Annotated in this window: 14 protein-coding genes; all 14 read left to right on the top strand. The window is 44.2% G+C overall.

From position 1 onward, the window contains the following. The 14 genes from MSA64_RS01570 to MSA64_RS01635 all read left to right on the top strand — a co-directional run bounded on the left by MSA64_RS01570 (position 1) and on the right by MSA64_RS01635 (position 15036). Complete coding sequence (locus tag MSA64_RS01570) at positions 1-1266, top strand: NAD(P)/FAD-dependent oxidoreductase (protein ID WP_154431646.1); 1266 nt, start codon at positions 1-3, stop codon at positions 1264-1266. 3 nt (positions 1267-1269) lie between these two features. Continuing rightward, positions 1270-1653 carry a DUF1667 domain-containing protein gene (locus tag MSA64_RS01575; RefSeq protein ID WP_022172644.1) on the top strand — a complete coding sequence of 128 codons (384 nt, stop codon included), beginning with the start codon at positions 1270-1272 and terminating at the stop codon, positions 1651-1653. 143 nt (positions 1654-1796) lie between these two features. Continuing rightward, on the top strand, positions 1797-3140 hold the full coding sequence (locus MSA64_RS01580) for an MATE family efflux transporter (protein WP_154431645.1): 1344 nt from the start codon (positions 1797-1799) through the stop codon (positions 3138-3140). Positions 3141-3231: 91 nt separating this feature from the next. Next, entirely contained in the window at positions 3232-3606 is a 375-nt protein-coding gene (locus MSA64_RS01585; RefSeq protein WP_022172642.1) for a zf-HC2 domain-containing protein, read from the top strand. 22 nt (positions 3607-3628) lie between these two features. Then, positions 3629-6265 (top strand): DNA polymerase I, encoded by a 2637-nt coding sequence (gene polA / locus MSA64_RS01590; protein ID WP_154431643.1) that lies wholly within the window; start codon positions 3629-3631, stop codon positions 6263-6265. A gap of 49 nt (positions 6266-6314) precedes the next feature. After that, positions 6315-6923 carry a dephospho-CoA kinase gene (coaE, locus tag MSA64_RS01595; RefSeq protein WP_277664290.1) on the top strand — a complete coding sequence of 203 codons (609 nt, stop codon included), beginning with the start codon at positions 6315-6317 and terminating at the stop codon, positions 6921-6923. Next, the gene (locus tag MSA64_RS01600) at positions 6910-7707 is read left to right on the top strand and encodes an MBL fold metallo-hydrolase (RefSeq protein ID WP_022172639.1); all 798 of its coding nucleotides are present in this window, start codon (positions 6910-6912) and stop codon (positions 7705-7707) included. The genes coaE and MSA64_RS01600 overlap by 14 nt, the downstream gene beginning before the upstream one ends. Positions 7708-7719: 12 nt before the next feature. Continuing rightward, the gene (locus MSA64_RS01605) at positions 7720-7992 is read left to right on the top strand and encodes an ACT domain-containing protein (RefSeq protein ID WP_022172638.1); all 273 of its coding nucleotides are present in this window, start codon (positions 7720-7722) and stop codon (positions 7990-7992) included. Positions 7993-8015: 23 nt separating this feature from the next. Beyond that, positions 8016-9380, top strand: a complete 1365-nt coding sequence (locus MSA64_RS01610) for a PFL family protein (RefSeq protein ID WP_022172637.1) — start codon at positions 8016-8018, stop codon at positions 9378-9380. Between the two features lie 337 nt (positions 9381-9717). After that, on the top strand, positions 9718-10413 hold the full coding sequence (locus tag MSA64_RS01615; protein WP_022172636.1) for a SipW-dependent-type signal peptide-containing protein: 696 nt from the start codon (positions 9718-9720) through the stop codon (positions 10411-10413). Positions 10414-10431: 18 nt separating this feature from the next. Then, positions 10432-10953, top strand: a complete 522-nt coding sequence (locus tag MSA64_RS01620) for a TasA family protein (RefSeq protein ID WP_106493361.1) — start codon at positions 10432-10434, stop codon at positions 10951-10953. Further along, positions 10950-12110, top strand: coding sequence for a hypothetical protein (locus MSA64_RS01625; protein WP_117524237.1), 1161 nt, complete (start codon positions 10950-10952; stop codon positions 12108-12110). Before MSA64_RS01620 ends, MSA64_RS01625 begins: the two co-directional genes overlap by 4 nt. Then, the gene (locus MSA64_RS01630; RefSeq protein ID WP_277664291.1) at positions 12107-12601 is read left to right on the top strand and encodes a signal peptidase I; all 495 of its coding nucleotides are present in this window, start codon (positions 12107-12109) and stop codon (positions 12599-12601) included. Before MSA64_RS01625 ends, MSA64_RS01630 begins: the two co-directional genes overlap by 4 nt. Then, a complete protein-coding gene (locus tag MSA64_RS01635; RefSeq protein ID WP_287890266.1) occupies positions 12598-15036 on the top strand; it encodes an MSCRAMM family protein in 2439 nt (812 codons plus the stop codon). The genes MSA64_RS01630 and MSA64_RS01635 overlap by 4 nt, the downstream gene beginning before the upstream one ends. Position 15037 lies beyond the last annotated feature (1 nt).

The following is a 15037-nucleotide window of genomic DNA, read 5'->3' on the forward strand; positions in this document are numbered from 1 at the left end:
ATGAAGACAACATATGATATCGTAGTTATCGGTGGAGGACCTGCAGGTCTTGCCGCAGCCTGTGCAGCATACGACCAGGGGATACAGGATGTTCTGATCCTGGAGCGTGACAAAGAACTGGGAGGTATCTTAAACCAGTGTATTCATAACGGATTTGGACTGCATACATTTCAGGAAGAACTGACAGGACCGGAATATGCAAAAAGGTACGAGGTGGAAGCAGAAAAGAGAAAGATTTCCTGCCTTCTTGAGACGATGGTTCTGGATATCAGTCCGGAAAAAGAAATCACAGCCCTGAATCGGAAAGACGGATTATTTACCATTCAGGCGAAAGCGGTGATTCTTGCCATGGGGTGCAGGGAACGGCCGCGAGGGGCTTTGAATATTCCGGGGTATCGTCCGGCAGGCATCTATTCTGCAGGAACTGCCCAGAGGCTGGTTAACATTGAGGGATATCTTCCGGGCAGAGAAGTTGTGATTCTTGGCTCCGGAGATATTGGACTGATCATGGCAAGGAGAATGACGCTTGAAGGTGCGAAAGTCAAAGTTGTGGCAGAACTGATGCCGTATTCCGGCGGACTGAAACGTAATATTGTCCAGTGTCTGGATGATTTTGGAATCCCGTTGAAATTAAGTCATACAGTGGTGGATATCAAAGGAAAAGAACGGGTGGAATCTGTGACACTGGCACAGGTGGATGAAAACCGGAAGCCGATTCCGGGAACGGAAGAAGAGTATGCCTGTGACACCCTGCTGTTATCCGTGGGACTGATTCCGGAAAATGAACTTTCTGATAAACTCGGTGTTCAGCTTCATCCGGTGACCGGCGGTCCTGTGGTAAATGAGAGCCTGGAAACCAGTATTCCGGGTATATTTGCCTGTGGTAACGTCCTGCATGTGCATGATCTGGTGGATTTTGTATCTCAGGAGGCAACTATGGCAGGAACCTGCGCGGCTGCATATGTAAACGCAGGAAGAACAGAAGAAACAGAAGAGATTCCGGTAAAATGTGGATCCGGTGTGCGCTATACAGTTCCGGCAAAGATCCGTCCGGCCTGTATGGATGAAACACTGCCGGTGAGATTCCGGGTGGGACAGGTGTATCAGAGGGCAAGCATTATGGTACGATCCGGTGATACCGTACTTTTGAGAAAAAAACGTCCCATAATGGCACCGGGAGAGATGGAGACGGTATACATAAAAAAAGATTCTCTCTCACCGGACAATATCGGGAATGACATAACCATCAGCATAGAGGAGGAGTAAACCATGGAAGAGAAAAAACTGACCTGTATCTGCTGCCCCATGGGATGTCAGCTGCAGGTTACAATCAGAGACGGACAGGTGGAAAAGGTAGAAGGAAATACCTGTAAAAGAGGAGCAGAATACGGGAAAAAAGAGGTGACCAACCCGACAAGAATTGTGACAACGACAGTGCGGGTACATGGTGGCAGCCTTCCGGTGGTACCGGTAAAGACAGCTTCAGATATTCCGAAGAGTGCAGTGATGGACTGCATCCGACAGTTAAAAGAAGTGGTTGTAGAGGCTCCGGTGTACATCGGGGATGTGGTGCTGACAGAAGTTGCAGGAACAAAAATCGCGGTAATAATTACTAAAAATATCGAAAAACTTTGTGAAAAACAGAACTTGTGATCCCTCAGACTCTTAGGTAAAATAAATCGTAACTATTCAGTAGGTAGTATCTCGCAAGGCGTTTTGGCTCGTAACTGTGAAGGTACTGAACAGTTACAATAAATCAAATAAAAGCAAGAAAAGGAGACGGGAAGGAAATAATTATGGCGGTAAATGAAAAAAATATGACCAGCGGATCCCCTGGGAAACTGATCATCGCCTTTGCCATTCCACTGATGCTTGGAAACGTGTTCCAGCAATTTTATGTGATGGCAGATACGATGATCGTCGGTCAGGTGGTCGGTGTGGAAGCTCTTGCAGCAGTGGGGGCTGCAGACTGGCTTGTCTGGCTGGTATTTGGTATCATGACAGGGATGACGCAGGGCTTTTCAATTCTGATATCCCAGTATTACGGTGCAGGAGAGAAAGAAAATCTGAAAAGAGCAGTAGCAAAAAGCTATGTACTGACAGCGATACTTTCAATAATTGTACTGGTATTGAGCGAAGTGACCGTTCAACAGGTACTGCAGTTTTTACATACTCCGGAGAATGTTATCGGACTGAGTTTGATGTATATACGAATGGTATTTGCAGGAATTCCAATCATTGCAGCGTATAACATTTTTGCCGCAATCCTGCGGGCACTGGGAAACAGCAGATCTCCTCTGATTGCCATGATTATGGCAGCGTTTATCAATGTGGGACTGGATCTTCTGTTTGTGGCAGTGTTTGGCTGGGGTGTACTGGGAGCAGCGATTGCCACGGTGATCGCACAGGGGTTTTCAGCAGCGTATTGTCTGTCGGTCCTGTGGCACATTCCGGATGTGCGTCTGACAAGAGAAGATTTTCATCAGCAGCCGGCGATGAGTCTGCGGCTTTTAAAACTGGCAGCTCCGCTGGCAATACAGAATGTGATTATTTCTGTAGGAGGACTTACGGTACAGTACGTTGTGAATGGATTTGGATTCCTGTTTGTGGCAGGATTTACAGCTGCTAATAAGTTGTACGGTGTGCTTGAGATGGCATCGGTATCCTATGGCTATGCCATTACCACGTATGTAGGACAAAACCTCGGTGCAAAAGAATATCGCAGGATCCGAAATGGTGTTCGCAGTGGCGTTTACATGGCACTGATTACATCTATTGTGATATCCGGTGTGATGGTAATTACCGGAAGAAATATCCTGTCACTGTTTGTATCCGGAGAAGCGGGGCAGGTAAAACAGGTATTGGATATTGCATATAAATATCTGTTTATAATGGCAATATTTCTGTGGGTTTTATATCTTCTGTATGTCTATCGCTCAGCCATTCAGGGACTGGGTAATACACTGATACCGCTTACCAGCGGTGTTGTGGAATTCTGCATGCGAGTGGTTGTGGCACTGTTGTTGCCGAAACTGATCGGTGAGGATGGAATTTTTTATGCGGAAATCTGTGCATGGAGCGGAGCGGCGATTTTACTGATCGTCAGTTATGTGGCAATTATACGAAAATATAAAGAATAAGGTTTCCTCTTCAATTTTTCCCGGTTTCGTGGTATGATGAAGCCAGTTCGGGATTGTCCGGTAAGCTATCGGCGCAGAGAGAGGAATCAATATGAAATGTGAAGAAGCACTGACAAAAATAGAGGCATATATCAATCATACATTAAACGGGAGGGAACTGGAAGAGTTTCTGGAACATGTAACATCCTGTCAGGAGTGCTATGATGAGCTTGAGACCTATTATATTATCAGTGTGGGTATGCGATATCTGGAAGAGGAAAATCTGGAATCTTATAATATTCCAAAGATGTTGCAGGAAGATCTGCACACCAGAGAACGGCGTGTGAGAAGGAGAAATATTCTCCGGAAAACAGCGGTTCTTCTTGGTGTGCTTTTTTTTATAGTGATACTGGTTCTGGGACTTTCCTATCTGGGACATCTGGAACTGCCCAGACTTTTTAATTTACATTCGTTGTTCAGTTTGTAAAAGTCTGAGAAAGGAATAAAATATGAGTGAAAAAATTTTACTGATTGACGGACACAGTATTTTGAATCGTGCCTATTATGGACTGCCGAATCTGACCAACTGGGAGGGATTGCATACAAATGCTGTGTACGGATTTTTAAATATTATGACGAAGGTGCTGGAAGAAGAAAAACCAGAATATCTGGCGGTTGCGTTTGACCTTCATGCACCTACATTCCGCCATAAAATGTATGATGCATATAAAGGTACAAGAAAACCCATGCCGGAAGAATTGCGGGAACAGGTTCCGCTGATCAAGGAGGTTCTGACGGCAATGAAGGTAGCCATTGTTACAATGGAAGGATATGAGGCAGATGATCTGCTGGGAACTATTGCGGGAATGGCAGAAAAGAAAGGGATAGATGCGACAATTCTGTCCGGTGACCGTGATCTTTTGCAGCTTGCTTCAGATCATGTGTTGATCCGAATTCCAAAGACCAAGGGCGGAAAAACACAGATAGAAGATTATCACGCAAAAGAAGTACTTGAGACGTATCAGGTGACACCAGCGCAGATTATTGAACTGAAGTCCTTGATGGGAGATACAGCAGATAATATTCCGGGAATTCCGGGTGTTGGAGAAAAGACGGCGACAAAAATTATTGCTGCTTACGGTTCTATTGAGAATGCGCATGAACATCTCGAAGAAATCAAACCGAACAAAGCCAAAGAATCGCTGCGGGATCACTATGACCTTGCAGTGCTCAGTAAAAAACTGGCGACTATTGATACAGAAAGTCCGGTAGAATTTTCCTGGGAAGATGCAAGAATGGGAAACCTGTATACACCGGAAGCATATGATTATTTTAAACGGCTGGAATTTAAAAATCTCTTATCCAGATTTGGACAGCAGGAGACAGAACAAAAAGCACTCCCTTCCTGGCGTATCGTAGAAGATTTCGCAGAAGCGGAGAATATCTGGAAACAGGCAGAACAGGCAGAACAGATAGGAATCGCTGTTATTGACGGTATGGACGGAGTACGCGGCGTTGCGGTAGCACTGGAAGATCAGAATACAGTATATTTCCCGGTGGAAGGTTTTCAGACGGAAGGTGTGTTATGTGGTCACCTGGAACAGCTTTTTGCCGGAGATTCGCAGATCGGTGCCTGGGATGTGAAAGCGATCCGTAAAAAGATAGAGATTCCGGAACGGAAAGGAATCTTTGATCTTGGTATCGGTGCATATCTGCTGAATCCGCTGAAAAACGATTACACCTATGACGATGTGGCAAAAGAATATCTGGGAGAACAGCTTCCGTCGCAGGAAGAAGTATTCTCCGGTATGAAAAAGCCGGATCCGAAAAAAGCAGATAATGAACAGGTGGCAGCGTATGGAGCTTACCAGGCATATGTGGCACTTCATGGAAAAGACACACTGAAAAAAGCACTGCAGGAAGCAGGTATGTGGGATCTGTTTGAAGATATTGAGATGCCGCTGGTATTCACTCTTGATGATATGGAAAAAGAGGGAATCCTTGTAAAAGGAGAAGAACTGAAGCTGTACGGTGAAAAATTAGAGGTACGGATCAGGGAACTGGAAGAGAAGATTTATGAGGAAGCCGGAGAAAATTTCAATATCAATTCACCGAAACAACTGGGTGTGATTCTGTTTGAAAAGATGAAGATGCCGGGTGGAAAGAAGACAAAGACCGGATATTCCACAGCAGCGGATGTTCTGGACAAACTTGCACCGGACTATCCGTTTGTTGCCGATATTCTGGAATACCGGCAGCTGACAAAATTAAAATCCACGTATGCAGATGGACTGGCGGGATATATCGGAGCAGACGGAAGAATTCATTCAACTTTTAATCAGACTATCACTGCGACAGGAAGAATCAGCAGTACGGAACCGAATCTGCAGAATATCCCGGTGCGTATGGAACTGGGACGTCTGATCCGAAAAGTATTTGTTCCACGGGATGGTTTTGTATTTCTGGATGCGGATTATTCTCAGATTGAACTGCGTGTTCTTGCCCATCTTTCCGGAGATGAGATGCTGATCAAAGCGTACCGGGAAGCACAGGATATCCACCGGATGACAGCTTCTCAGGTTTTTCATATCCCGTTCGATGAGGTAACACCTCTGCAAAGAAGAAATGCGAAAGCAGTAAATTTCGGAATCGTCTACGGAATCAGTTCTTTCGGTTTGAGTCAGGATCTGAGCATCACAAGAAAAGAAGCAGCAGATTATATTGAAAAATATTTTGCCACTTATCCGAAAATCAAGAGTTATCTGGACGGAGAAGTGGAAAAAGCAAAAGCGGATGGTTACAGTCTTACGATGTTCGGCCGCCGCCGTCCGGTTCCGGAATTAAAATCCAGCAACTTTATGCAGCGTTCTTTCGGGGAAAGAATTGCCATGAATTCTCCGATTCAGGGAACCGCTGCAGATATTATTAAGATCGCCATGATCCGGGTCAACCAGGCACTTCGGAAAGAAAATCTCCGTTCCCGTCTGGTGCTGCAGGTGCACGATGAGTTGCTGATTGAGACGGCAAAAGAAGAAGTGGAGCAGGTATCGGCGATCCTGGAGCGGGAGATGCGTCAGGCAGCAGTACTGTCTGTTCCGCTGGAAGTGGATATGCACACAGGCGAAAACTGGTATGAAGCAAAATAACAGTTAACGGAATGAGCGAAACGATAACAAAAGAAAGGGGAGATACCAGATGAAGGTGATAGGAGTAACCGGTGGCGTAGGTGCCGGAAAAAGTGAGGTTCTGGGATATATTGCAGAACATTGGAATGCAACTGTTGTGGAAGCAGATGAAGTGGGGTATCTGGTCATGCGGCCGGGAAAAGCCTGCTACAGTTCCATTGTTGACCTGTTTGGAACGGAAATCGTGAAAGAAGATCAGACGCTGGACCGGGAACTGATTGCAAAAATTGTATTTGAGAACAAAGAAATGCTTACGAAGATGAATGGAATTGTTCACCCGGCAGTGAAAGAATATATCAAAAAAGCAATAAAACGAGAAGAAGAGAATGAGACAAATATTTTTATTGTAGAAGCAGCTCTGTTGATTGAAGATAAATATGATGAAATCTGTGATGAATTATGGTATATTTATGCAGATGAAGAGACCCGCATGGAGCGATTGAAGCAAAACAGAGGATATTCGGAAGAAAAATGCCGTAGTATTTTCAGAAATCAGCTCAGTGAGGACGAATTCAGTGATCACTGTGATTTTGAGATTGACAACAGTGATGATTTTGAAAAAACAAAAGAACAGATTCAACAAAAGATGCAAAGGATGCAGATTGATGAGGTTATGTAGTATTGCAAGCGGAAGTAGCGGAAATTGTATATATGTGGGAAGTGATAAGACGCATCTTCTGGTAGATGCGGGAATCAGCGGAAAGAAAGTGGAGTTCGGACTGAATTCTCTGGATCTTACTACAGGTGATCTGGATGGTATTCTGGTCACGCATGAACATTCGGATCATATTAAGGGTCTGGGTGTAGTGGCAAGAAAATGCGGAGTGCCGATTTATGCCACACAGGGAACGATCCGTGCTATGGAAAATTCCGGGAGTCTTGGGAAAATGCCGGAAGGCATTTTTCATGAAGTGACACCGGATCAGGACTGCCCGATCGGAGATCTTACGATTCATCCTTTTCGAATCTCTCACGATGCTGCCGAACCGGTTGCTTATCGAATCGGACAGGGCGACAGAGAAGTGGGAATTGCCACGGATATGGGTGTTTATGATGAGTATATCGTGAAAAATCTGGAAGGATTGGATGCATTACTTCTGGAAGCAAATCACGATGTAAATATGCTTCAGGTAGGTAAATATCCTTACTATCTGAAACGCAGAATATTAGGTGATAAAGGTCATTTATCCAATGAAACGGCAGGACAGTTGCTTTGTCGGCTACTTCATGATAATATGAAACAGATCCTGCTGGGACATCTGAGCAGAGAAAACAACTACGAGGCGCTGGCTTATGAAACCGTCTGTGCAGAGGTGACAATGGGTGATAATCCATACAAAGCAAAGGATTTCCGAATTGATGTCGCTCACAGAGATACAGCATCAGAAGTAGTAGAAGTGTAAAGGAGAAGAAAGATGAAAAAAACAATTATCACAGTAGTAGGAAAAGATACTGTAGGAATCATTGCAAAAGTTTGTACTTATCTGGCAGATAATCAGGTGAATATCCTTGATATCACACAGACTATCCTGGATGGCTACTTCAACATGATGATGATCACAGATGCCAGTGCATGTGAGAAAACAACCGGTGAGATCGCAGAAGAACTCAACACACTGGGTGAAGAAATCGGTGTAAATATCCGTTGTCAGCATGAGGATATCTTTAACAAGATGCATCGTATCTGAGACCGGCGCAGGAGGGCAGAAAAATGATTAATATGTTTGAAGTAAACGAGACCAATAAGATGATTGAGCAGGAAAACCTGGATGTGCGTACGATCACACTGGGTATCAGTCTGTTAGATTGTATCGACAGCGATCTGGAGAAAGTCAATCAGAAGGTTTACAATAAAATCACAGGACTGGCCAAAAATCTGGTACAGACCGGTGAGGATATTTCCAAAGAATACGGAATCCCGATTGTAAATAAACGAATCTCAGTTACACCGATCGCACTGATCGGCGGTGCAGCATGTAAAACACCGGAAGACTTTGTTACGCTGGCAAAGACACTGGATAAAGTAGCAAAAGAAGTAGGTGTAAACTTCATAGGCGGTTATTCTGCACTGGTATCAAAAGGTATGACAAAAGCAGATGAACTGCTGATCCGTTCTATCCCGCAGGCTCTTGCCGAGACTGAGCGTGTCTGCAGTTCCGTAAACCTCGGTTCCACAAAGACAGGTATCAACATGGATGCTGTAAAACTGATGGGTGAGATGGTTCTTGCCACAGCAGAAGCCACCAAAGAAGATGATTCTCTGGGATGTGCAAAACTGGTCGTATTCTGTAACGCACCGGATGATAACCCGTTTATGGCGGGTGCCTTCCATGGGGTGACAGAAGCAGATGCAATCATCAATGTGGGCGTCAGCGGACCTGGTGTTGTTAATTACGCCCTGTCACAAGTAAGAGGTGAGAACTTCGAAGTTTTGTGTGAAACTATCAAAAAGACTGCATTCAAGATTACCCGTGTCGGACAGCTGGTTGCACAGGAAGCATCGAAAAGACTGAACGTACCTTTTGGTATCGTAGACCTGTCTCTGGCACCGACTCCGGCAATAGGAGATTCTGTTGCTCAGATTCTGGAAGAGATCGGTCTGGAACGTGTAGGCGCACCGGGAACCACAGCAGCACTTGCCATGTTAAATGACCAGGTGAAAAAAGGCGGTGTTATGGCCTCCTCTTATGTCGGTGGCTTAAGTGGGGCATTTATTCCGGTCAGCGAAGATCAGGGAATGATCGATGCGGTCAATCTGGGAGCTTTGTCTCTGGAAAAACTGGAAGCCATGACCTGTGTCTGCTCGGTAGGTCTGGATATGATCGCGATTCCTGGAGATACACCGGCAACTACAATTTCCGGTATGATCGCAGATGAGATGGCAATCGGTATGGTAAACCAGAAAACCACAGCAGTCCGTGTGATTCCGGTCATCGGAAAAGGTGTGGGCGAAACTGTAGAGTTTGGTGGATTACTCGGTTATGCACCGGTAATGCCTGTGAATACTTTCCGGTGTGATGATTTCATCAATCGCGGAGGAAGAATTCCGGCACCGATCCACAGTTTTAAAAACTAAAAGATTCCTGAAAAAATACTTGCGTATTTTTAGAGAGACTGTTATACTTGGTTCTATCAGATAGTTCTTTATCTGATAGAATCTTTTTCATAGGTTCATTCCGGCAGTTCTGCCAAAGATTCCAATTTTAAAAAATTAAAACAGGATGGATAAAATCTTTATACCCGGAGGGATTTTTGCGTCCATGAACAGGAGAGCAGGTGATAGGAAAACAGAGCATTAAATATATACATATCTGGTACGATATCTAAAAACACGTCAACAAACATAGAAACAATCATATCAACAAACATATCAAAAAAAGCATATCAGAAACAAATCAAAGGAGAAATACACAATGAAAAACAAAACATGGAAAAATTATCTTGGTGCGGCAGCGTTGGTAACTGTTCTTTTTGCAGGCTCTGTATCTGCTTATTTTACTGATCAGGATGAGAAAGTAAATACGTTTACTGTGGGTAAAGTAACGATTGAGCTGGAAGAACCAAAATGGGAGAAAAAACCGGATGATAACGGCAATAAGATTCCGGATGAAGCAGAGCGTATGACGCCGAATCAGACGATCATCAAGGATCCACAGGTGAAAAATACGGGAAATAATGATGCATTTATCTATATGACAGTAGAAGTTCCATGCAGACAGATCATTTCAGTAAATAATGATGGTACGAGAAATCCACTGGCGATGAGAGAGTTATATAACTATCAGGTGGATAATTCCTGGAAACTGCTGGGAACTGTGGACGTGAGCGATGAAAGTGGAAAGAAGGTTGCGGTAAAACATCTGTATGCGTATGCAGGGGCACAGGGAATCTGTACCGTAGTAAAACCACAGGAGACAACAAAACCACTGTTTAATCAGGTGACCTTTATCAATGCGATGGAAGGACAGGGACTGGAGGAAAATACCTATAAGATCAATATTCAGGCATATGGGATACAGACAACGGATCTGAATGGCGGAACAAAAGATGCAGCTGAAATCTGGAATATTATCACCAATCAAAGAGAACTTACGGAACGATTTTCTTAACAGAGGAGAGTGACGAGGATGAAAAAAATTTTATCCATAGCGGGGATCGTCTGCTTCAGTATGCTGGTTGCGGTCGGTACACATGGAATCTACAGTTGGTTTACCGATCAGAGCCAACGAGTCAATTCTTTTTCTGTTGGGATGAATGAAGTAGAGATCAGGGAAGAATTTCCGGATCAGGAACTTACACCGGGGAAAATCATTAAAAAAGAAGCTGGTTTTACGAATACAGGAATGGTTCCCATGTATGTGAGGGCGGTTTACCTGTTCAGCAACAAGGAGGCGGAAGAAGGAAGTGAACTTCTGATGGGGAGTACTTTGTGGGAGAAAGCAGACGATGGATATTACTATTATAAAAAGATAGTACAGCCACAGGAAAGCACGGAACTTTTTCTGAAAGGAATTCACTGGAAAAAACAGAAAATTACGGATGGATTTGATCTGACGATATATACCGAGACAGTACAGGCAGCTGGACACAGTAGTGCAAAAGAAGCATTTGCGCGGATGATGGAGCGGCAGGAAGGTGGGCAGGTATGAAAAAAACAGGGAAAATCAGTGCTTTGTTATGTGGGTTACTGCTGATCGGAATCTCAGGAATCTACGGATTGCCGAAAGCTTATGTCCTGTATCAGGCAAACAGTGGAAAAGTAGCGATTCATCTGGAAGAATATCGGATGAATGGGGAAAAGGAAGTTCCATGGGAAACAGAAGAAAATGTACTTCCGGGTGGGCTGATATCCAAGATTCCACGGATCGTTAATGATGGAGCAGATTGTTATGTGCGTGCGAAAATAGTATTTACATCGGAGGAGACATCGGATCAGCCGTTGTCTGCGGACAATCTGGAAGGGATTGGCAGTGAATGGGTGCAGGATGGAGAGTATTTTTACTGTAAGGAAGTGGTAAAGAGCGGGGAGAGCGTTGACTTTTTCCGGGGAATCCGGTTACCTGCAGAATGGAAAGAAAGTCCTGAGGCAGAGAACCGATGGCAGGCGAGTGTACGGGCGGAAGCAGTACAGGCAGAGTGTTTTTTTCCTGATTTTTCTGTCAGTGATCCGTGGGGGATGAAGACGAAGCAGTTTGTTATTCGCCAGGCAATGGAAGGAGAAGCAGAAGAACAGGATGGTGACAAAGACCAGATGGAACTCGTGATTGCATCGGATCTGCAGGGGTTCACGATGGAACAGGAAGGGTGTATGAAACAACTGGAGACATTTATGCCGGGAAAAAGTCAGTCCGGAAAAGTTGTGATCAGAAATGGAGCAGATCATAAACGGGAAGTATTTTTCAGGGCAGAAGCCCCGCAGATGACACCACTTCTGGAAAAAATGGAACTTACTGTGCAGGTCAGAGAGAAAGATCAGATACAGATTCTCTATCAGGGAACGGTGACAGAGACGATGTTAAAACAAAATCAGTCTCTGGGAGAAATTCTTCCGGGAAAGGATAAACAAGTAGAATTCTTATTTTCTCTTCCGGAAGAGGCAGATAATGTATATGCGGCACAAACCGGTCAGGTAAAGTTTTGGTTTACCACGGGAGCACCACAAAAGACTCAGATAGTGAAAGTGGCAAAAACGGGAGACAGCCAGTATCCGGGGCACTATCTTATAACCGGTATTGCGGGAGCTGTACTGGCAGTTGTAGTTCTTGGAAAAGAAAGCATCAGGAAGAAAGGAATAAAAAGCAGATGATAAAAGCGACAGAAAGAATTCTGCGATTCTTTCTGACGGCTGTGGGGATGGCAGGATTTTGCCTGTTCCTTCTCCCACAGACTGCAGGATGTACACCACGTGTGGTGATCAGCGGATCTATGGAACCTGCAGTTCCGGTGGGAAGTATCGTATACACAAACAGATGGATCAAACAGGAAAATATAAAAGAAGGAGATATTATTGCCTATGGGTTATCAGGGGGAGTATCGGTTCTTCACAGAGTCGTGGAAACAGATAAAAACAGCAGAATATGGAGAACAAAGGGAGATGCCAATGAGGTCAGTGATCCCGGAGCAGTATCGTATGAACAATATCTTGGGAAAATGATCTTTTCACTCCCTTATGTGGGATATTTGATATCTGTGTTTAAAAGGAGGAGTATCTGGCTGGGAACTATTGCAGTCGGTATATTACTGATCATATTACAACAGAAGGAAATATGGAAAAGCGGAAAGGAGAAGACGGTTTGAAAATATGGAAAAGAAAAGTAATCGGGCATGGTGTACTGGGAATCTTACTTTCTTTCGTCATTGTCGGCAACGCAACCGGAATCTACGGAGCCGACATCGACGATACAGTACCGGTAGAGGCAGAAAGTGAAATGACAGATAACGGCAAAGAAGAACAGCAGGAGATTACGCAGGATAAAACACAGGATCCAGATGATCCGGAACCGTCGGCAGAAGAATCGCAGGAGATCAGTCACGAAAGTGAGGAGAAAGAGAATCCGGAAAAGGATGAAGCAGACAAAATACCGGAGACAGAAGATGGGCTGTTCTATCTGGAAAACAGCGAGGAAGAGATAGATACATATTCTTTTGACAACAGCAGCGAACAGCCGGTAGCAAATGTTCGATATGACAAATTTTTATGGCCATCCGGTGGAAAAGGTTCTGCATCCTGCCCGAACCTTGGCATGGGAATGAAATATATTGTCGGGGATGATAAGAACGTTGACGGGGGTGGAAAATGGAGATATGTCTATTGTGTGGAATATCAAAAGGACTGCCCAATCGGAGGACTTAAGATGCAGTTTAAAGGCTGGAGTAACCGAAAAGTTGCCTATGCACTGTATTACGGTGCGCTGTATTATGGATATCCATGCCGTTATGAGCCATATTCTACCGGTGACTGGCAGATGGACTACTTTGTAACGCAGGTAGCTGTACACATTCTGAATGGAGAATTTACCCTTGCAGCGGCGAGAAACGGGATGGACAAAAGTAATGCCACAACAGCAGAAAAAAATCTCGCCTATGACCGGATCAGTAAAATTGTGGCAGCAGCCAATGAAACAAGCAATTATGGTGGGTTTAGTGCTGACGGATGGCTGGATATGGAAAGCTGTACGTTTTCTCTGAATGGTTATAATAACAGCTGGAGCCTGCAAAATGGAAGGTACCTTTCAGGAGGGAACTTTCATGGGAACTTTCAGTCCTATTATGGATATGATTTTCGCGAACAGTTGACAGGTTATGAGATCAGTGCTCCACAGGGCGTTCAGATTGAAAAAAACGGTAATCAGACATACGCAGATTTTCGGGCAGCGATTCCACAGGCACAGTACAGAAAATGGCAGCTGACAGGCATGCAGATACCGATCACGGTGACAGCTTCCCTGCCAAGATACTGGGGTGGAGGAATCTATAAAAGCAATTCAGCTTCAAATTTCCAGAGTATCTGCTTGCTGACCTGGGATGCTTCCGGAGGTACGACAAGAAAACAGGCAAGAGCCGATTTGAATATTGAAAAAGTGACAAGGAATCTGACAATCTACAAAAAGGATCAGGAGACACAGAGAACTTTAAAAGGTGCACTGTTTTCGTTGTGGGCATATGACGGAAATGGATACAGCAAAAAGATCGGCAATTTCCAGGATATGCAGGATGGAAGTTACCAGATAAAAAACATTTCTTATACACAGACAAAAGATGGCTGGTTTCTGATCAAAGAAGAGCGTGCGCCGGAAAACTATAAAAAGACATACCAGCTGGCAAACAGTCTGGATGAAGAAAACTACCGCCAGTATGGAGGTCGTGAAATACGTATGAATGAGAATGGTTTTTATTCTGACCGTGTGGAACAGCCGTGTATCTTTTATGATGAGAAAAAAGAACCGAAGGCAAATGTATATGTAAAAAAATATGATATTAAATCCAGAAAATTACTTACAGGAGCACAATTCCAGATTTATCCGTGGATACAAGAGGAGGAAAAGTACAGTGATCAGGCACTTCAGACATTATCTTATAACAGTCAGAAACAACAGTATGAGACAGAAAAAGAAGTGATTGCAGATAAAGCAAATCAGGGAAAGTTCCTGATCCGGGAGACAAAGTCGCCACAGCATTACTGTGGAATCTGGCAGCAGGAAATTACCGTAACGAAACCGGGAACGACGACACTGGAACTTGAAGCTTGGAACTATCCGGAACGAAAATTTACGATCTATAAAAAAATTCGGACAGATGAGCTGGTATGGGCACACGGTAATCCCACGTTCTTTTTCAAAATTTCAGGGAAAGATCTGAATGGGGAAGAACACTGGTATCAAAGTGTGATATCATTCACAAAAGAAATGGAAAAACAACAGGAATATATCATCGGAAAATCCGAGATCACCGGAATTCCTGCAGGAATTTACCAGATAGAAGAACTTCCTCTGACGGCACGGTATATTCTGACAGGTGTTACCTCGGAGGATGCCAATGTGACTGTGGTCAATACTCCGACAGATACCGTGAATGGAGTTCAAAAGATCAGATCGGAAGTGACAGCAGATCTGACGATAGAAGACGGAAGCGCAACTTTTGAAAACAGGAAAGTATTCTTCGACGAATACTCTCACGATGATGTAGAAGTCAATCATCTTAAAATATCGGAAGAGAAAAGCAGTAAACAGTAAA

Origin of the sequence: Oliverpabstia sp., assembly GCF_022785585.1 — a bacterium.
Lineage (GTDB): Bacteria > Bacillota > Clostridia > Lachnospirales > Lachnospiraceae > Oliverpabstia > Oliverpabstia intestinalis.